Origin of the sequence: Flagellimonas okinawensis (assembly GCF_029194005.1) — a bacterium.
Classification (GTDB): Bacteria; Bacteroidota; Bacteroidia; order Flavobacteriales; family Flavobacteriaceae; genus Flagellimonas; species Flagellimonas okinawensis.
In genome coordinates, this window is the sequence record NZ_JARFVA010000002.1 from 1 (window position 1) to 19633 (window position 19633).

Below are 19633 nucleotides of genomic sequence, written 5' to 3' on the forward strand. Positions count from 1 at the left end.
GATGTGATCCTTCCCAAGACAGATACCCCTTCCGCTACGGAAGTGAACGTGCACACCTTCATCGATGCATACCTCGACGAGGTCATGCCCTTGGAGCAAAGGGAGTTCGTGGTCATGAAAATGAACAAGTTCTACGACAAGGTCCTGGCCGATTCCGGAAAGGAAAGCTTGATGGACATAGAGCCCGCGGACATAGAACCTGCGCTGCAGGCCTATCTGAGGAAACGTTCCGATGAGGAGGAAGAGGCACATTCCGAGGCCATCATGAGCTATATGCAGGCCATTATGCAGGGAGGCGAGGCCAGTCTTGACGACGATATCGCGCGCTTCTCCTTTGCCAACGACCTGAGGGACCTGGCCACTTGGGCCTACAAGTCCTCAGAATATGTGGGCGAAGAGGTACTGGCCTATCTGCCCATACCAGGGGAGTACGTCGCCTGTGGCGACCTACAGACCCTCACCGGTGGAAAGGCATGGTCCCTATAGGCCCAAAGCATACATCAACAAAACAAAGCCTCCTCTACGGGAGGCTTTTTTTGTGCAAAAAAAATACCTCGGAATGTTCGAGCGTGGGGTGAACTTATCCGAGGTACTAAATCAATAAACACTATCACGTATACCGATAAACGGTACGATTGAACTTGCCGAACAACTTAAATCAAAACCATATACATTGTTTCCATTTCCGATTGACCGTCAATATATTGTAATCCCCAAAAATTAATTCTGGAATCAACAAAGCAAAGATTTAAAAAAGCCTTTACATCCTAAAGAAAAACAGGGCGTTGGAATCGCAAAGTTTTTAACATAAAATGTTGATATCTAGACCCAAGACCGACTTAAACAAATTTTTCAAACCTAATTGTAACAAACAAAAAAAGACCAAGAAGTATAACAATAATACTTACATGGTCTTGCTTTTATGATGAACAGGCACGTGGCCAAATATTACCAAAGAGTACGGCCTCTTCAAACATGAGGGTTATAAATCCATATTGTCCTAGGTAGTTCCCCCGAAACCTAAAATCAAATTAGATTTTGTCATGCAGAAGATTAATTGTGCAAGCGGTTAAACAATCGAAAAAGATTGGTTGCTGTGGCCGTACAATTTATCTGGTAATACAAAATTTCTAAGAGCTATTATTTTCTGATAGCAACTTCATTCCATTTGGAACCAAGTTCTTCACTACTTCTTTCAGATACCGCAGCAAAAATCAAAGCCGCTACAAGTATCAAAAATAAAACTGCACATTTTCTCATTTTCTGGCTATTTCAAATTGTGCCCAATTTTTGACAAGCCGAATATAATTAAGATAAGGGCGTGGGAGGAAGCTCTATGTATAAACTGTCCCTTTTTATGTATAATTGGTTTTTCAATTTTCCCATTTTGACGACTGTTTGACCATGAATGGTGTTTAGGTATTGAAAACCAAGTGCTTTTTCTCTTGATTTGACTTTTTATGCAAGTTATACGTACTAAATATCCATTAACACATAATTTTATTACCATCTGCAGAATAATCCTAAATTTGAAATTACCTATACTATATTATGCTAGAAGCCGTAATAGTCGACGATGAGATCAAGGCACTCCAGAGTTTGAGTTGGGAATTGACCAATTTAAGCGATGAAGTGGATATAATTGCATCCTTTACCGATGCACGGGAGGCCTTGGATTATCTTGAAAAAAACACACCGGACTGCTTGTTTTTGGATATTGAGATGCCTGCTATGGACGGTTTTCAATTTATCAAAAACCTTAAGAACAAGGACTTTCCCGTAGTTATTACCACGGCCTACAATCAGTATGCGCTCCAAGCCTTAAAAAATGAGGCCATTGACTATCTTTTAAAGCCCATTGACACGGATGATCTAGAGGAAACGATCGCCAAAATCAAAAAGTTCAATGCCAAAAACCTTACGGTAGAGCGACTCGAAAAAATCTTGCTCAACTTCAATTCGGAATCACAGAGCAAAAAAATCACCATCAATACCGACGGAAAATTGGTCTTTTTAAACAGTGAGGATATATTGTACGCTGAATCGGATGGAAATTACAGCACTATTTTCCTTACCGATGGACAAAAGATCCTGCTCACAAAAAAACTTAAAGAGGTGAATGCACTGTTACCCGAAAACAGCTTTTTTAGGATTCACAATTCGTACATTATCAATCTTAATAAGATAAAAGAGTTCCTTAAGACCGATGGTTATGTGGTCTTGGAATCGAACCATAAAATACCTGTCTCCAGGCAAAAAAAATCCGATTTTTTAGATATGCTCTAATCCCAAAATGTTCCCGTGCCTATAGTAAAGTTCCATCTTATCGAAAACCTGTATCGTAAGCAAAGAACCTTTTTGTTCAGTACTATCTTGTTTTCGTTTTTGGGCATATTATCGGCTCAGGAAATACCGGAAGAGTTTAAAGACAAGGCCGAAACATTGGTTCAGCTTCAACCTCGAACCTATGAATCGCTGGACGCAGAACTTCAAGAGGAAAAAAGGGACACTGTTCTTTTGCGATATTTTGTTAAGCTGAGCGAGGAATACGACTATCTAGAAGGTAAAGCTTATGCCCTGAACCATTTGGGTATGAAATACAGGAACATTTCCCAATACAAAAAGGCAGTCGGCTTCCACGAAGAAGCCCTGGCCGCCTCTGAGGAAGCGAACAATACCGATTTTAAGGTCCTAAGTCTCAATATGCTCGGTGTAGTGTACAGACGGACAGATGCGATAAAAACTGCCTTGGATTACAACCAAAAGGCCCTAGAGCTTGCCGAACAGGTGGAAGATCCATCCAACCACATTAAAAGAAGCATAAATGTGGCCCTGAACGGAATAGGGAATCTATACCAAACGTTGGAGCAATACGATTTGGCCATACTCCAATTCAAAAGAGCCTTGAAGTTGGAGGAAGAACTCGGGAACAAGCTGGGACTGGCAATCAACCACCAAAACATTGGCCATTGCATGGAGGAAAAGGGCGACCTGGAAGGTGCCTTGGAAAACTACCGAAAGTCCTTGGCTTACAATGAGGAAATCGATTCCGATATTGGCCGCGTAATCTGTAAAAACAGCTTGGCACAGATATACCTTAAGCAGGATATGCCCTATTTGGCATTGGTGCTATTAGAACCGCTACAGGAGGAATCCAAAAGAATTGGGGATTACTCAATTACCTCTGTAGTGTACATCAACACTGGTTGGGCACACACGAAATTGGGCAATTTTGATGAAGCCCAGAGCTTTTTGGAGGAAGGCCTGGAAATGGCCCAGAACAGAAACATCCCCAGCAATATCCTTTATGCCTATGAGCGTATGTCCGAACTGGAAAACACAAGGGGTAACTTTAAAAATGCCTATGAGTTATATAAAAAGGCTGACGAATACGACAAGCAAATTTCCAGTGCTACCAACCTTAGGTACATGAACGATATTATCGTTAAGTATGAAAACGACAAAAAAAACAACCAAATCGCTGTTTTGGCCAAGGAGAACGAAATTGTTCGTTTAAGACTAAAAAAGAACCAAACGACATTGTTGGTGAGCGCACTGATCGTAGGCCTTATTTCTTCCATCCTTTACATCCTATACCGCCAGTACCAGAATAAAAACGAAAAAAAGGTGCTTACCCTGGAGCAACAGATGCTTCGTAGCCAAATGAACCCGCATTTCTTGTTCAATTCGTTGAACTCCATAAAGCTTTACATCATCAATAATGAGCAAAAGAATGCAGTCCATTATTTGAACAAATTTTCCAAACTGGTCCGGAAGATTTTGGAAGCTTCCTCACAAAAGGAAATTCCCCTATCCGAAGAACTGGGTACCATGGAACTCTATATGAATATTGAAAATATTCGTTTTTCGAACGAGATCGATTTTAAGATCAATGTAGAAGAGGACATTAACATCGACAATATCAAAATTCCTTCGTTAACATTGCAGCCTTTCCTGGAAAACTCCTTATGGCACGGTCTGTCCCCGAAAGACGGTGACAAGAAAATTCAAATCAATGTAAAACACAAGGACAGAGGCCATGTGACCATTGAAATTGTGGACAATGGCGTTGGGAGGACCATGGCAGAGGTCAATAAGGAAAATAGGGTGCTAAAACGCAAATCGCTTGGTATTCGCATCACCAAGGAACGATTGGCCAATTTTGCCAAGGACTACCAGAACAAGTTCGATGTTGATATATTGGACCTGTTCGATGAGTATGGCAATCCAAACGGAACCAAGGTTGTGCTGGATATTCCTACTATTTAGAATTTTCTGCGGCCACCTCTTCAAGTTCTTGGTACCAGGCCTTTCCAAATTTTTTGATGAGTGCATCCTTCACAAACTTATAAATCGGCACTTTCAGTTCTTCTCCCAGCGCGCAAGCAGGGTCACATATTTCCCATTTATGATAATTTACCGCAGTGAATTCGGAATACTCCCTGGTCCGCACAGGATATAGGTAACAGGATATAGGTTTCTTCCATTTGGTCACACCTGCCTCATAAGCAGCTTCTAACCCGCATTTGGCCACTCCCTTAGCGGTAAATATAACATAGGCACATTCATTGTTGTTTACCAAAGGGGTTTCCCATTCTCCGTCTTCACCCTTCACAAAAGTGCCATGTTCCTCAATGGCCGCGATTCCTTCTGGCCTTAAAAAGGGTTTGACCTTATCATAGATGTTCAGGAGTTTATCGGTTTCGGAGTCCTCCAAAGGAGCTCCATACTCCCCACCTACACAACAAGCACCTTTACAGGCATTGAGGTTGCACACAAAATCGTTCTGCAATATTTCCTCGGACACAATGGTTTTTCCTATCTGGAACATAGTCGACCCTTAGTTTTTGGACAAAGGTAAACCAAAACCAAAAAATTGATGATTTCTAAACATTTTATATAGTCCAAAAGTATTTTTTACACGTAAATTTGCCGTCCGAAAAAAACAAGGGTATGAATTTTAACTTTAAGGAGATAGCTACCGCTGGGATGATATTGTTTGCCGTAATAGATATTTTGGGAAGTATCCCCATTATCTTGTCGTTGCGAAAAAAAGTGGGGCATGTTCAATCGGAAAAAGCTTCGATAGTAGCTACATCGATTATGATCGCTTTCTTATTTGTTGGTGAAAGCATTCTTTCCCTAATTGGTATCGATGTAAACTCATTTGCCGTGGCCGGTGCATTTATTATTTTCTTTTTGGCCATTGAAATGATCTTGGGGATTTCGCTTTATAAGGATGATGAGCCAGAAACAGCCTCCATAGTACCTATTGCTTTTCCTTTGATTGCAGGAGCAGGGACCCTGACCTCCATTTTATCGCTGAGGGCAGAGTATCATGTGGAAAACATTATAGTGGCCATAATTATAAACGTTATCTTTGTGTATATCGTGCTAAAATCGAGCGCTCGTATTGAACGGATTTTGGGCAAAAATGGTCTCAACATCATTAGAAAGGTTTTTGGGGTAATTCTTATGGCGATTGCCGTAAAACTTTTTGCCACCAATGTAAATGAGCTGCTCTCGCATACTGCTTAACATTCAGATATGAACAAGACATTTGCTATAGTTTTAATTATACTTGCCCTGGCACTTATTGCCTATAACGTTACCTTGGTGGATTTTCAGGACCCGATTCAAGGCGATAGCACCATTGCCCTTATCGGAATAGTGGCTTCCTTGTGCGCCATTGTTCTAATGTTGATTTTTATGACTTCTAAAAAAATCGACAAAAAACTAAAAAAGTAAGTTAGGGCTTAATATCTATCACCCCTATTTGTGATTGGTCGATTTCCGCCCTGTCCAAGGCTTTGACCCGTCTTAACATTGCATCAAAATCACCTTTGATCTGAGCGGAAAGATTAGGGGAATACAGCTGCTCGGCGATATTGGCCTTTAAATAAGCCTTTATCTTATCCTCATAGGCATAGAAATCCAACTTTACCTTGCGGTCAAGTACGAACTGGATAAACTTATCGAACAGGATATCATCCACGTGGAATTCATCCAAGAATTCATTTTGTTCATAGTGGTCATAAAGGGTTCTGTCCTCCTCCAAATGTTCAAAAACAAAACGTGCAAAAAACTGATAAGTGTCGTCCATGCTTTCAATGGCTTCTTCCTGATTGCTCCCGATCGGAACGAAAACATCGGGAATAATCCCCCCCCCTCCATAAACCACCTTGCCTTTTGGTGTCACAAATTTTAAGGAGTCGGCCACCTTGATACTGTCCGCTGAGCTAAGCTCACCACTGGCATATCGTTCCATGAACCGTTTATAGTAGTCATGGTTTCCATTCTTGTAGGATTTCTGGATGGATCGCCCCGTTGGTGTATAATACCTAGAAACGGTCAACCGAACGGCAGAGCCATCTCCTAAGTCCATTTCACGTTGCACCAATCCCTTGCCAAAGGAGCGGCGCCCTACAATGGTCCCTATGTCGTTGTCCTGTAGAGCCCCGGCAATAATTTCACTGGCCGATGCAGAACGCTCGTTGATCAGGACATATACGGGCTTATCCTCAAAATCACCTTTTCTTGTCGCATAGGCTTTGCTGATTCTTCCTTTCTTGTTCTTGGTGAACAAAATCAGTTTATCCTCTCCCAAAAATTCATCTGCCAACTTTTCGGCAATTCCCAAATAACCACCGGGATTGTCCCTAAGATCCAATGTCAGTTTCTCTGCACCGCGTAATTTTAATTTTCGGAGGGCATCCTTGAATTCATCAAAAGTGGATTCTGCAAACCGATTGATCTTGATGTAGCCCATGTCCTTGGTAAGCATATAATAGGCTTCCACACTTCTGATCGGCACCCTATCGCGAACAACAGGGACATCCATCATTCTATTATCGGTCTTCCTGAACACCTTTAAATTTACTTTGGTACCTATTTTTCCTTTTAATGTGGACACTACATCATCATTTGCAATTCTTCTGCCAAATAGAGTATCCTTATCGGCCATTAGTATGCGGTCACCCGGTTTTATACCACTGATGTAGCTTGGACCATTTTTAATGGTCCTGATCACGGTAATCGTATCCCTGAACATATAGAAACTTACACCGATTCCTGCAAAATCGCCCTTCATATTCTCAGCAACATCCTTCATTTCATCTTTGGGAATGTATACGGAGTGCGGGTCCAGTTTGCCCAAAATGTTGTTTACGGTAACATCTACAATGCTATCCGTATCCACATCATCAACATATTCATAATCTATATAGTCGATGAGCCTATTGAGCTTGTCCTTTTTTGAGTTGGTGGAGAAGAGTTTCTCAGGAGAATCGTTAAAATGCAGTTTGCCCCCTATAAAAATACCAATGGCTACTGCCAATGCCAGTAGGGTGGGCCAAATATATCCTTTGATCTTTTTCATATAGCAATTATGGTTTTAAACCATTTCTTCCAAAACGGGCATATGGACGATTTCAACTCCTGCCCTTTCTAGAAATTTAATACCAGAGTCATCTTTGTATGCACTTTGGTATACCACACGTTTTATGCCAGCTTGGTGAACAAGCTTACTGCATTCCCTGCATGGGGACAGGGTAATGTACAACGTAGCACCCACGCAAGATTGGGTGGAAGAAGCAACTTTTAGAATGGCATTGGCTTCGGCATGGAGCACATACCATTTGGTATACCCTTCATCGTCCTCACAAAAGTTCTCAAATCCAGTGGGCGTTCCATTGTATCCATCGGAAATGATCATTCTATCCTTAACTATGATTGCGCCCACCTGTCTTCGTTTACAATACGAAAGTTTGCCCCACTCTTGGGCCATTCGTAAGTAAGCCTTATCATATTTTTCTTGTTTGCTTGCCTTCATAAATGCAAAAAACGCTGATAATTAAATAAATATACCTGCTTTGGGAGACCCTTACAACCTTATTCGATAAATTTTAACGAAGGACCTACAATGGGAACGTCGCAATTAGCAAGGGTATTGTAATGGCAATGATCAAAATGGAGACGATCGTAATAAATATTGAACGCTTGACCTTTAATAGGTCCAAAACAACAAATGCTATGGCCAAAACGATCAAAATAATGGTAACCTGAGACAATTCGATACCGGCTGCAAATCCCAAAAGTGGTGTAATCTTGTCCTCCTCTTCCGCCATCAACATCTTAAAATAATTGGAAAAACCGAAACCATGTATCAATCCAAAAAAAGCAGTGGCCAAAATGTGGAGAAATAAACCTACATCCAATGCTTCTTTGTATACATAGGCGAAATTAAAAAGCGCCGTTAGTAAAATGGTGACAGGAATTAGGAATTCAATAAGACCCACATCCACGGTCACTACCTCATAAACCGAAAGAGCCAATGATGTACAATGTGCAATTGTGAAGATTGTGGCCAAGATGACCACTCGTTTCCAATATTTGAAGGTGAAGGGAACCGCTAGGGCGGAAAGGAACAAAATATGGTCGTACGCTCCAAAATCCAACACGTGGTTGAGTCCAAGTTTGATGTAGAACAGAAATTCCTGCATAAGCTTTTGATATCAAATTTAACCATTAAAAACCATTTGCCAGTGTTAAGAATAAAACTCCATTAATTTTATTTATATTTAATCCAAATAATAATTGTAATTTTTAAACCAGCCGTTATATTTGCAGTTCATTATCAAAAAGTGAATTGTTTATTTGGAATTTAGCGGCGTGTTACGATAGGAATCAATCTATTGCCTAACCAAAATTTTGTCGTGAATTCTATGAAAACACCGAACGAATCAACAATTATTAAACGATTCGATAAAAGTGGAGTCGTAATATACAGGATCGATTAAAATAATTTAAAATTGCCCCCACGGAACAGGGCACATAATACATATGGGAAAAAAGAAAAAATACGGTATACGAACTTTTATCAATGATGTACACCTTTGGTTGGGACTAGTGAGCGGAATAATTTTGTTCTTGGTCTGCTTAAGTGGGACCATTCTAACTTTTGAAAAGGAAATTGAAGGATGGTTCAAGGAAAAACTTACTGTGGAGGCTACAGGACCCAAAAAATCACTCAGCAGTTTGGTCAATGATCCTAACATCCGGGCTAAAGGGACCATTACAGGAATGACCATCCCTACCGCTGAAAATTCACCATATCAATTTTCCATCAAAGAAGATCCTAAACAACGTAGGGGAACCACCTATGAAGTGAATCCATATACCGCAGAGGTTTTGGCGCCAAAAGAAACCGGAATGGACAAATTTATGTTCAGCATGTTCCGTATGCACCGATGGTTGATGATGGACATAAAGTGGGGCAGGCCCATTGTTGGAATCGCCACGATTATTTTCCTTATTCTGGCAATTTCTGGAATAGTACTATGGTTCCCAAAAAAAGTAAAATGGAAAACTGTAAAATCTGGTTTTAAAATAAAGACCAATGCAAATTGGAAGCGTATCAACCACGACTTGCACAATACCTTAGGCTTTTATTCCTGTATTTTGATATTGATCATGGGGATCACCGGGCTTTGCTGGTCCTTTGAAGGATATCGTGATGGTCTAAGCGCCATTATGGGCACAAGGGTATTCGGCAATCGTGGTGGCCAGGAGGTAGACTTGGATAGTTTTGACAATGGAAGAACTATCAATCTTGAGGAGGCCATTGCCATAGCCAATAGAGAATTGAACTATGAAGGCACCCTGACCGTTAGTTTACCCAACGAAAAGAACCCCGTTTACGGTTTTAGAAAATTAGCGGACGATTCATGGTCCACCGTGGCACAGGACAGGCTAAACGTGCATCAGTCCGGACAAGTGATCAGCAAGGATATCTACGCGGACAAGCCACTGAACGTTAAAATAGCCTCGGCCATTAAGCCGATCCATACCGGAACTATATATGGGGGATTCAGTAAATGGCTCTATTTCTTAGCTTGCCTTATAGGTACCAGCTTGCCGGTCACCGGCACTATTATCTATATCAACAAACTTAAAAAGAAGAGAAAAAGAAGAAGAAGTTTGGCTACTGCTTAGGAAAGACCTCGCTCCCGCTGTATGGTCTCATAGGCTTTTTGGACCTCTTTGAACTTTTCTTCAGCACCGTTTCTGATGGCTTCGTTTTCGGTTACGACACGATCGGGATGGTACTTTTTGGCCATATTCCTATATGCCTTTTTCACCTCTTCATCGGTGGCACTCTTTTCTATTTCCAATATCTTATAGGCATTGTCGGCCGATTTGATAAACATTGCCATAATACTTTCAAAGTCGTGCCGTCCCACTCTAAAATATCCCGCAATCTCCTTTAATTTCTCCACTTCCGCTTTGCTAACGTTCCCATCCGACTGGGCAATGCCGAACAAAAAGTGAAGCATTTGTAAGCGCACCTCATAACGGGTCCGCTGAACCATAAAGTTGCATATCCGTTGCGTAGATATTTCCCGCTTTTTTATAACATCGTTAAAAGTCCTGAAGATGGCATTGGCCTTTTCCTTGCCGTACGTACTCAAAAAATATTGGCGTACATAATCCAGCTCACGTTGGTTCACCTGACCATCTGCCTTTATTATTATTGAGCAGAGCGACAATAGGTTCAACTCAAAATCAGCCGGTGAAACCGTTTGTTGGGTCACATTTTGAAATATGGAACCCGATCTTTTGCCAGAACTTCCAAAATTATCCAAAAAAGTACCCACTATAAACCCTAAAACAGCACCAGGAAATCTAAATAAAAAATAACCGAGAAAAGCGGCTATCCACTTGATCATATTTCAAAAATTAAAGCTCAAAGATAGGGGTTTGATAGATAAACAAAGCTTTAAGCTATGTTAAGGGTGATGAAAAAAACCCTATAATACATTATCTTTGTACAATAATCAAAAAGAAGTCTATGTACCCAGAAGAATTGGTAAAACCTATGCGCGAAGACTTGGCCGGAGCCGGGTTTGAAGAACTACATACCAGCGAAGCTGTTGATAATGCCCTAAAAAAGGACGGAACCACCTTGGTGGTCGTTAATTCCGTTTGTGGGTGTGCAGCGGCCAACGCTAGACCAGCAGCAAAATTGAGCCTACAGAACAGTAAGACCCCCGATAATTTGGTGACCGTTTTTGCAGGTGTCGACATGGATGCTGTAGCAACTGCTAGAAACCACATGGTGCCATTTCCTCCTTCTTCCCCAAGCATGGCTTTATTTAAGGATGGAGAATTGGTGCACATGATAGAAAGGCACCACATCGAAGGAAGACCTGCGGAACTTATCGCTGAAAACTTGATGGAGGCCTATAATGAGTTTTGCTAACACCAGTAAAATTTAGAATACGGAATACACCACCCAAAAGGGTGGTTTTTTTATTTTTACCCAAACCAATAAACTAGTTTACGTGATCAAACTGCTATCATACCCACTGACCGTCATCTTCTTTTTGCTTTTTGGATTGGTATTGGTCATATTCCATCCCATACAATGGATATGCCTTAATGTTTTTGGATATAATGCCCATAAAAGAAGTGTTTCTGTTCTAAATTGGTTCTTAATGCGATGTACCAATGTATTGGGAACCAGGTACAGTTTTAAGAACAGGCAAGATATTCCTGTGGACAGACCTTTGATCATCGTTACCAATCACCAAAGCATGTACGATATCCCTCCCATTATCTGGTATATGCGCAAGTACCATCCAAAATTTGTGAGCAAAATAGAATTGGGAAAGGGAATACCAAGTGTTTCCTTCAACCTAAGGCATGGCGGTTCTGCTTTGATCGATAGAAAAGATCCCAAGCAATCGATTGCAGAGCTTCAAAAATTGGCAAATTACATAGAGGAGAACAACCGAAGTGCCGTAATTTTTCCAGAAGGAACCCGAAGTCGTAATGGGGTACCTAAACCTTTTAGGACCACTGGAATTAAGGTAATGATGAAAAATGCTCCATCTGCACTAATTGTTCCCATCAGCATAAACAATTCCTGGAAATTACTACGTTATGGTAAATTTCCAATGGGATTGGGCTCACATGTAACATTTGAAGTACATCCCCCGATGGAAAACAACGGAAATGCCGATGACCTTATATCCAAAATTGAGAGCAAAATAGTATCTGGGGTGAAAACTGAGCAATGAAAGAAGAGCAACTACTACAAAATACCATAGATTTTGTCAAGAGCGAACTTAAAAACGCGGAAGGCGGGCATGATTGGTTCCATATAGATCGTGTTTACCGTACATCGCAACTATTATTGAAACATGAAAATGCGGATGGCATGGTCGTCCTATTGGCTGCACTGCTACATGATATTGCAGATCCAAAATTTCATGACGGGGATGAGCATATCGGGCCTGAAACGGCGAAAAAATTCCTGGTTTCACAAGGTGTTGAACAGGAAACCATTGACCACGTTGTTCTGATCATTGAACATATGTCCTTTAAGAACAGTTTGGATAAAAACAGGGCGTCCTTCAGCTCCAAAGAACTTGAAATAGTGCAAGATGCCGACCGATTGGATGCTATCGGCGCCGTAGGGATTGCCAGGGCATTTAATTATGGTGGTTTCAAGAACAGGGAACTCTATGATCCAAATGTGCCTCCCAACCTTAATATGAGCAAGGAGGAATACAAAAAATCATCTGCCCCGACCATTAACCATTTCTATGAAAAATTACTGTTGCTCAAGGATAAAATGAATACCGATACTGGTAAAAAATTGGCTCAAGAAAGGCATCGGTTTATGGAGCTTTTTCTTGAGCGATTCTTTAAAGAGACCGGTATTCAAAAATAGGTTGACCACTTTTATTTTTTATTCGACAGACTACGTGTCAGCCAACCTCTTTTATTGGCAGTCGCAATGGCATATGGTGTAATCCAAAATAGCCCGAACGTATAAAGGATACTGTAGGAATAGGCCCAGAAAGATTCTGACAATTCGTATCGTCTAGCATAAAAAATTACTGGAAATGAGGTAACCACCAAAATACTCAGTAAAGTGGAACTGATAAACAATAACGGATGTGTAAAAATAAAAAATAACATAAAGATCAAAAGTGGATAGCTCATGATAATTCTTAGAAACTGGCTCATGAACAAAAATCTTGTACCTGCTTTGGGTCCTTTCCGAAAATTCCGAAAAACATATTTAGACATTTCAATATTCTCCCTTACATTACTTCTTCCCCACCTGATAAACATTTTGTAGAGTCCTTTATATTTTTCCGGGACATTGGTATAGCAATATGCATTTCTTTGGAACAGTACATGGCAACCTTGTTTGAGGATCATATTGGTCATGGCCCTATCCTCCCCGATATCGGAAGGTTTGCCCATGAATGTTTGATTTATCCAATCCGGCAAACACGCAAAAACAGCGGTTCTTCTATAGGCTGCCAATGCACCCGGAGTACAAAGAACCGACTTTAGACTGCTCTCCGCAGACCTTACAAACTCAAAACTAAGCACAAAGCTCACATCCAACATTTTTGGCAACAAGGCCTTTTCATTGTTCAGGACGCGAATATTTCCGGCCACCGCACCACACTTTGGATCGGAAACAAAAGGACTTACCAAGCTCCTAAGTGTATCCGCTTTAACAATGGAGTCACTGTCAACTGTGACAAAAATTTCTCCCGAACCTTCATTGAAACCACGATAAAGGGCATGTCTTTTACCCATGTTTTTAGGCTGTCTATAAATAGATACACTTTCTCCCAGCTCTTTTTTTGCTTCCTGTATCCAATCCCAAGTATCATCTTGACTCCCATCATCTATTGCAAGAAGTTCCAACTTTGCCACGGGATAATCACTTTCTGCAAGGCTGATCAATGTATGATAGACCTGCTTGCCCTCATTATATGCCGGTACTATCACAGTACAACTAGGGAGTTGCTCGTCCGAAACGGAAGAAATCGGCTTATACTTAAAATACCTATAGATGGTATAAATAAAGAAGCTTATCTTAAAAACAAACAAGATAGCAGCCAAAATCATGAACGACCATCCAAATGTTGTCCTCATTCTTTCAATCTTGAACTGTTCAAAATCGACTTGTAAAATATAAACGAGATAGGCGGAACCGAGCATTGAAACAAAAGTACTGCCCATCACAAAGACCCCCCAAGCATCAGCTGTCTCAAAAAAGTTGCGTATGTAATTAAATAAGTTGACCTTGTTTTCAGCACCCATGGTCTTTGATCTAAGATTGTAGTTATTCCCCTTATTTTGACGCGAGTCTTTGTTTTTCATATAATTTAAATTCTAATCAGTGTTCTGGTCATTTACGATCAAAAAGGCTTTTTAGATTTGATTTAAAAATACTTTAACGCAATTCAAGATTAACTGGATAGAATGGTGCAACCGAATAGAAAAGTTTGAATGTTCCTTCTCCTTGAGTTTTTTGTATCTTGTGGTTTCACATAAATCAAACTAAACAAAATGCAAAGAAGAAAGTTCATCAAAAATGCCGCTGCTGCCTCAGCCGCATTTTCCATTGTTCCCAGCCACGTATTGGGCAAAAACCATATTGCGCCCAGCGATACATTGTATGTAGCCGGTTTTGGCGTTGGTGGAAGGGGAAACAATGTAATAAATGGCCTAAACGATACGGGAAGGGTAAAATTTGTGGCCTTTTGTGATGTGGATGATCGCAGGGCCCAACAAACCTATGAACAATTTCCGGATGTAAAACGTTATAAGGACTTTAGAAAAGTTTTTGATGCACATTTAAACGATATAGATGCCATAGCCGTCGCGACCCCGGACCATACACACGCAACGATTTCCCTGCCTTTTATGCGAGAAAAAAAGCATGCCTATGTGGAAAAACCATTGACCCACAATATTTATGAGGCACGATTGATGACCCAGGTCGCAAGGGAAAAAGGAATCGTGACACAAATGGGCAACCAAGGTGCTTCCAGTGATGGTAGCCGTATTGCACGCGAATGGGTCGAATCCGGAATCATTGGTAAAGTACATACCATAGATTGTTGGACCAACCGCCCAGTTTGGCCACAAGGCGTTCCTATGCCCACAAAAAAAGACCGTATACCGAGAGAATTGGATTGGGACCTATGGTTGGGGCCTGCAAAAATGAGAGATTACAACGACGCTTACCTTCCTTTTAAATGGAGGGGCTTTTGGGATTTTGGTACCGGCGCCTTAGGTGATATGGGATGTCATATCATGGAAACCCCGTTCAGTGTTCTGGACCTTGGTTATCCAAAAGAAGCTGAGGCAAGCTGCACTACTGTTTGGGTAGATGATTTTGTGGAAGCGGATTACAGTCATTCTTGTCCTCCCTCGTCCAAAATACATTTGAAGTTCGAGCATGAAGAGCATGGAGACATTGCACTTAATTGGTACGATGGCGGTTTAAAACCAGACCTTCCGGACGAACTTAAGGATGATGAGTCCATCGGAGACACGGGCGGTGGTACCGTAATGTATGGAGAAAAAGGAATTTTGGTATGTGATACCTATTCCCAAAATGCAAGATTGTTGCCATCAGAAATGATGGGCCTCTATAAATCACCAGCCCCCAAATACGACAGGGTTCCTGGAGGGATAGAGGGACATTTCGCCAACTTTGTAGATGGATGCCAGAACGGAACTCCGACTTCGTCCAACTTTGAAAAAGCAGGAAGACTAACTGAAACAGTACTTATGGGGAACTTGGCCGTGAAAGCTTATCAGTATAAGGAATTGAAAGAAGGGAAAAAGGTCGGCGATTGGGCACCCTATGCATTTCCTGGAAGAAGAAAACTGCTTTGGGACGGTGACCATATGAAAATTACCAACTATGACAAAGCGAACGATTGGGTGACCAGAGACTACCGTGAAGGTTGGGAACTGAAATAATCCTTGCTCGCTAATTAAAAAATGGCCCTAAAAAGGGCCATTTTTTATATTGATTCTTGGTTCGGCCTGAATTACAAATGATTTTCAGAAAGAACGACCATTTTATTCCAGATGGAATGAAGAATCTACTTATTGATATTTAAGATGGAAAGTTGATCGGTATTAAGCTTCTTGTAATGATGTACCTTGATCAATTATTGCCTTGGTAATTTAGAACAATTTCATCTGTCCATCCTTATATTCCTGATGAAGTCCGGTATTTAAGTCAGGGAAACTACGGTCTTTAAAATACCGCTTCCTTGCAATTTGGGCCATTTCGTGAATCTGTTGCGCTATTTTCCCTTCACCTCGGGTCCTTGTACCAAAACGACTATCGTTTAGGCTACCCCCATGGCAATCCTGTATTTGATGTAACACTTTCTCTGCCCGGTCGGGCATGGTCTTTTGCAACCAGTCCGAAAATATTTGCCCTATTGCTCCATTGAGCCTTACGACGGTTATGCCAAAAGAAAGCGCACCATGATCTGCCGCTGCCTTTGCCAACGAGAATATTTCATGAGAATTGATTCCTGGGATTATAGGTGCCAACATTGCATTTACCGGGATGTTATTTTCTGATAGTATCTCAATCGCCCGTAATCTTTTGTCTATGGAGGCGGTCCTGGGTTCCAGTTGTCTCCTCGTAGTTTCGGAAAGTGTCGTAATCGAAATATTTACACCGATCAATCCATATTTGTTCAACTCCTTTAAAATATCCAAATCACGCAACAGCAAAGAATTCTTGGTAATCAATCCAACTGGATGACGGTACTTAAAAAAAACTTTGAGGCATTCTCTGGTCAATTGGAATTTTTGCTCAGCAGGTTGATAACAATCCGTATTCCCGGACAAAACGATTGTTTGCGCTTTCCATTTTTTATGCTTGATCTTGGTCGCCAAAAGCTCGGGAGCTGATTTTTTGACCAATATCCTGCGTTCGAAATCCAAACCTGCATTGTAGCCCCAATATTCATGGCTATTGCGGGCATAGCAATATACGCAGCCGTGTTCGCAACCTTGGTAAGGATTCATAGAATATCCCATTCCCACATCTGGGCTATCCACTTTATTGACTATGGATTTTGGAAATATGGTGATATATTCTGTACGGTTACTTTCCGCTTCTTCACCTTCCAAACGGCAGAATTCCAAAAAATCTTCCCTCATTTCAAACACATGCCTTAAAAACCTATTGCTTGTGTTTTGTTGTGCCCCTCTACCTTTTAAAAATTCACCGGATTCCACAATATTGGATTTATTCCAAATATATGGATTTTTTCCTGTTTAGCTTTGCGATAAAATTGGAGTTATTGTGGCAGGATTAATCCCTGTCAAAAAGAAAAAGCCTCTGAAAAATAGGGGCCTCCAATTTTGTATCTAAGGGATTAACGCTTAAAATCAACTTTTACGAGCTGTTTACGACTGCCCCTTTTTGCATAAAACAACATTTTTTCATCCTTTTCGTCCTTGAGTGGCTTGGATACCATAAGAGGCAATCTTGCCTCTTGTTGATCAATGATTTTTTCGTAATCCATTATCCCGTTTTCATCCAACGAAATCATGAACACATTTCGGTTTCTACTAAAACCTTGTTTGAAGATCAAGCGTTCGTTGTTGATCAGTTGTGGGTTCTCTGCAGCAGTGCAGATAAAAAAGTATGTAGTACCATCTTTGCAAAAGGAACTGTAAGAAGCATAAGCCCCATCGCCTTGGGTCACCTCGGTCTTGTTGATATTTCTGGCCCACTCCATATTTCCATTGCCATCCAGTTTCACACTCACAATATCGTTATGGTGGAAACGCTCGATCTTTACCCTTTGACCCGCACCTGTGGTCTCCAATCCGATGCTCACGAAATATTCCTCGGCGTTGAAAAAGATTTGTTCATCATCGGTCACCTCAACATTTTTAAACACCAAGTTTTTGATGTCCTTGTCCTCTTCGCGTCCGAATTTATCATCCATGAATTGTTGTGAGAAGGGATTATATTTTTGAGAACGGATAGCCAAAGATCCAGGATCTACATTGAAATAAGCAATCCCATTATATCTATTGTCCTTTCTATCGGCGTAAAACCCAACACAGACCAATTTATCATCAACCATAACCGGGTATAGTGCTTCTGGATACTTCCCCGGGTCCACAAACGATTGCGTTACGTTGCCGAATTGGGACACTTTGATAAGTTCGTACTGAAATTTTCTTTCATCGACCCTAAAACGTCTCTTTTTAAAATAGGCCTTACCCACAATATAGGCTGTTTGCAAGTCCGTTGAAAATGCGACATTTTCAAAAGCATAGTTCTTCTCTTCGATTTCATCTGAGAAATCGTATTCAAACTTTTTATTGAGAGCCGTATCGAACATATGGATCATATGCTTGTTGCTTTTCCCCTTTTTGTGATGAGTACTGATCACAAATCCTTTCTTATCCTCATCAAAGAGAATTGCAGTAGTGAAACCACGGGAAAAATCCCGGTTATAATAATTTTTTCCTACGGGATCGTCCACTGCTTCCGAAGCTATGGACAACAACTTTTTCTCTTTAAAATTGAAATCTATAATTGGACTGGAATGTGCCCAATATTCATATTCACCTCTACCATCATTGTAGTTGAGGAACAATAGGTGCAATTGACCATTTTTTAGAAATCCATTTACAAAATCGAGACCTTTTATCTTATAATTATATTCGGAGACCAGTTCCAAATCCTTATTATATCTTTCTATGAGATAGCCCTTTGGTCTTAAAATCAAACCTTGATAATAGGCACGGACCAAAACATAACCACCGGAATCATCCTCATCGATGGCCATAAGATTGGAATATCGGTAACGGTCTTTATATTTTTCTCCAAAATCGTAGGAGACAGGCATTTTTTGTGCTGTAACCGACATACCGATGAGCACAAGACAAAATAGGAACAAGAGGTTTTTTTTCATGATTTGGCTTGGTTAAGCCGATGGTCATGACCCGGGGAAATCAGCTTTGCGTTTCTCCAAAAATGCAGAGGTACCCTCTTTAAAGTCATCAGTACCAAAGCAGCTGCCAAAAGCATCAATCTCCACCGAATAGCCATCAGCGTCATACATAAAACCAGCATTTACGGCTTTTATTGCATGCTTGATCGCCACAGTGGAATTATTCGATATCCTGCCTGCTATTTTAATACAAAAGGGCAACAGTTCCTCCTGGGAAACTACATGGTTGACCAATCCATAGCCAAAAGCCTTATCTGAATCGATCATTCCGGCTGTCATGATCATTTCCATGGCACGTCCCTTTCCAATTAATTGCGGCAGCCTTTGTGTACCACCATAACCAGGGATTACACCCAAGGAAACTTCCGGAAGTCCCATTCTGGCATTGCTACTGGCAACCCTAAAGTGGCAGGCCATGGCAAGTTCCAGACCACCGCCTAGAGCAAACCCATTGATAGCCGCGATCACTGGGGTCGAAAGGTTTTCCACAAAATCGAAAAGGTTGCGCTGCCCAGCAGCGGCCAACTGTCTGCCCTCCTTTACGGAATAATTCGAAAATTCAGAGATATCCGCACCTGCCACAAACGCCTTTTCCCCACTTCCGGTAATAATGATCACTTTGGTATCCTCGTCTTCGTCCAGTTCCTTGAAAGCAACGTGCAGTTCCTCTATGGTTCTCTTGTTGAGGGCATTCAGTTTTTTGGGTCTGTTTATGGTGATGGTGGCCAAATTGTTCTCCTCTTCAATGTAAATGTTCTCGAAATCCATATATACTGATGTTTGAGACGGTTTCCATGATCGTCCGC

General features: G+C 41.1%; 19 protein-coding genes. 10 read left to right on the forward strand and 9 right to left on the reverse strand.

Going from position 1 to position 19633, the window contains the following annotated elements; all coding sequences use genetic code 11:
* The 3 genes from PY091_RS05830 to PY091_RS05840 all read left to right on the forward strand — a co-directional run.
* On the forward strand, positions 1-486 hold a 486-nt coding region (locus PY091_RS05830), incomplete at its 5' end, for a gluconate 2-dehydrogenase subunit 3 family protein (RefSeq protein WP_275648775.1).
* A 1065-nt stretch (positions 487-1551) separates the two neighbouring features.
* A complete protein-coding gene (locus tag PY091_RS05835; RefSeq protein WP_275648776.1) occupies positions 1552-2286 on the forward strand; it encodes a LytR/AlgR family response regulator transcription factor in 735 nt (244 codons plus the stop codon).
* A 15-nt stretch (positions 2287-2301) separates the two neighbouring features.
* Positions 2302-4269, forward strand: coding sequence for a tetratricopeptide repeat-containing sensor histidine kinase (locus PY091_RS05840; RefSeq protein ID WP_275648777.1), 1968 nt, complete (start codon positions 2302-2304; stop codon positions 4267-4269).
* On the opposite strand, the gene PY091_RS05845 is transcribed toward PY091_RS05840, so the two are convergent.
* Entirely contained in the window at positions 4262-4831 is a 570-nt protein-coding gene (locus PY091_RS05845) for a DUF3109 family protein (RefSeq protein ID WP_275648778.1), read from the reverse strand. The two genes, PY091_RS05840 and PY091_RS05845, sit on opposite strands and share 8 nt — an antisense overlap.
* A 122-nt stretch (positions 4832-4953) precedes the next feature.
* Between PY091_RS05845 and PY091_RS05850 the strand changes: the two genes are divergently transcribed.
* The gene (locus PY091_RS05850) at positions 4954-5538 is read left to right on the forward strand and encodes a MarC family protein (RefSeq protein WP_275648779.1); all 585 of its coding nucleotides are present in this window, start codon (positions 4954-4956) and stop codon (positions 5536-5538) included.
* Positions 5539-5547: 9 nt separating this feature from the next.
* The gene (locus PY091_RS05855) at positions 5548-5748 is read left to right on the forward strand and encodes a hypothetical protein (RefSeq protein WP_275648780.1); all 201 of its coding nucleotides are present in this window, start codon (positions 5548-5550) and stop codon (positions 5746-5748) included.
* Position 5749: 1 nt separating this feature from the next.
* Here PY091_RS05855 and PY091_RS05860 read toward each other — a convergent pair whose 3' ends face one another.
* The 3 genes from PY091_RS05860 to PY091_RS05870 all read right to left on the reverse strand — a co-directional run bounded on the left by PY091_RS05860 (position 5750) and on the right by PY091_RS05870 (position 8501).
* Positions 5750-7378: a S41 family peptidase gene (locus tag PY091_RS05860; protein ID WP_275648781.1), complete on the reverse strand. Its 1629-nt coding sequence runs from the start codon at positions 7376-7378 to the stop codon at positions 5750-5752.
* A gap of 15 nt (positions 7379-7393) precedes the next feature.
* Positions 7394-7831: a deoxycytidylate deaminase gene (locus PY091_RS05865; protein WP_127136188.1), complete on the reverse strand. Its 438-nt coding sequence runs from the start codon at positions 7829-7831 to the stop codon at positions 7394-7396.
* Positions 7832-7916: 85 nt separating this feature from the next.
* Positions 7917-8501 carry a HupE/UreJ family protein gene (locus tag PY091_RS05870; protein ID WP_275648782.1) on the reverse strand — a complete coding sequence of 195 codons (585 nt, stop codon included), beginning with the start codon at positions 8499-8501 and terminating at the stop codon, positions 7917-7919.
* Positions 8502-8841: 340 nt separating this feature from the next.
* On the opposite strand from PY091_RS05870, the gene PY091_RS05875 reads away from it, so the two are divergent.
* Positions 8842-9993, forward strand: a complete 1152-nt coding sequence (locus tag PY091_RS05875) for a PepSY-associated TM helix domain-containing protein (RefSeq protein ID WP_275648783.1) — start codon at positions 8842-8844, stop codon at positions 9991-9993.
* On the opposite strand, the gene PY091_RS05880 is transcribed toward PY091_RS05875, so the two are convergent.
* A complete protein-coding gene (locus PY091_RS05880; RefSeq protein ID WP_275648784.1) occupies positions 9990-10727 on the reverse strand; it encodes a TerB family tellurite resistance protein in 738 nt (245 codons plus the stop codon). The two genes, PY091_RS05875 and PY091_RS05880, sit on opposite strands and share 4 nt — an antisense overlap.
* Positions 10728-10849: 122 nt before the next feature.
* Between PY091_RS05880 and PY091_RS05885 the strand changes: the two genes are divergently transcribed.
* From PY091_RS05885 to PY091_RS05895, 3 genes are all read left to right on the forward strand, one after another.
* The gene (locus PY091_RS05885; protein WP_275648785.1) at positions 10850-11260 is read left to right on the forward strand and encodes a BrxA/BrxB family bacilliredoxin; all 411 of its coding nucleotides are present in this window, start codon (positions 10850-10852) and stop codon (positions 11258-11260) included.
* An 82-nt stretch (positions 11261-11342) separates the two neighbouring features.
* A complete protein-coding gene (locus PY091_RS05890) occupies positions 11343-12080 on the forward strand; it encodes a lysophospholipid acyltransferase family protein (protein ID WP_275648786.1) in 738 nt (245 codons plus the stop codon).
* A complete protein-coding gene (locus PY091_RS05895; RefSeq protein ID WP_275648787.1) occupies positions 12077-12736 on the forward strand; it encodes an HD domain-containing protein in 660 nt (219 codons plus the stop codon). Before PY091_RS05890 ends, PY091_RS05895 begins: the two co-directional genes overlap by 4 nt.
* Positions 12737-12747: 11 nt before the next feature.
* Here PY091_RS05895 and PY091_RS05900 read toward each other — a convergent pair whose 3' ends face one another.
* The gene (locus PY091_RS05900) at positions 12748-14193 is read right to left on the reverse strand and encodes a glycosyltransferase family 2 protein (protein WP_417956729.1); all 1446 of its coding nucleotides are present in this window, start codon (positions 14191-14193) and stop codon (positions 12748-12750) included.
* 189 nt (positions 14194-14382) lie between these two features.
* Between PY091_RS05900 and PY091_RS05905 the strand changes: the two genes are divergently transcribed.
* On the forward strand, positions 14383-15807 hold the full coding sequence (locus PY091_RS05905; protein ID WP_275648788.1) for a Gfo/Idh/MocA family protein: 1425 nt from the start codon (positions 14383-14385) through the stop codon (positions 15805-15807).
* 210 nt (positions 15808-16017) lie between these two features.
* Here the strand turns inward: PY091_RS05905 and PY091_RS05910 are convergent, their stop codons facing one another.
* From PY091_RS05910 to PY091_RS05920, 3 genes are all read right to left on the reverse strand, one after another.
* Positions 16018-17091 carry a PA0069 family radical SAM protein gene (locus PY091_RS05910; protein ID WP_275648789.1) on the reverse strand — a complete coding sequence of 358 codons (1074 nt, stop codon included), beginning with the start codon at positions 17089-17091 and terminating at the stop codon, positions 16018-16020.
* Between the two features lie 140 nt (positions 17092-17231).
* Complete coding sequence (locus PY091_RS05915; protein WP_275648790.1) at positions 17232-18788, reverse strand: hypothetical protein; 1557 nt, start codon at positions 18786-18788, stop codon at positions 17232-17234.
* Between the two features lie 24 nt (positions 18789-18812).
* Positions 18813-19595: an enoyl-CoA hydratase/isomerase family protein gene (locus PY091_RS05920; RefSeq protein WP_275648791.1), complete on the reverse strand. Its 783-nt coding sequence runs from the start codon at positions 19593-19595 to the stop codon at positions 18813-18815.
* Between the last annotated feature and the right edge of the window lie 38 nt (positions 19596-19633).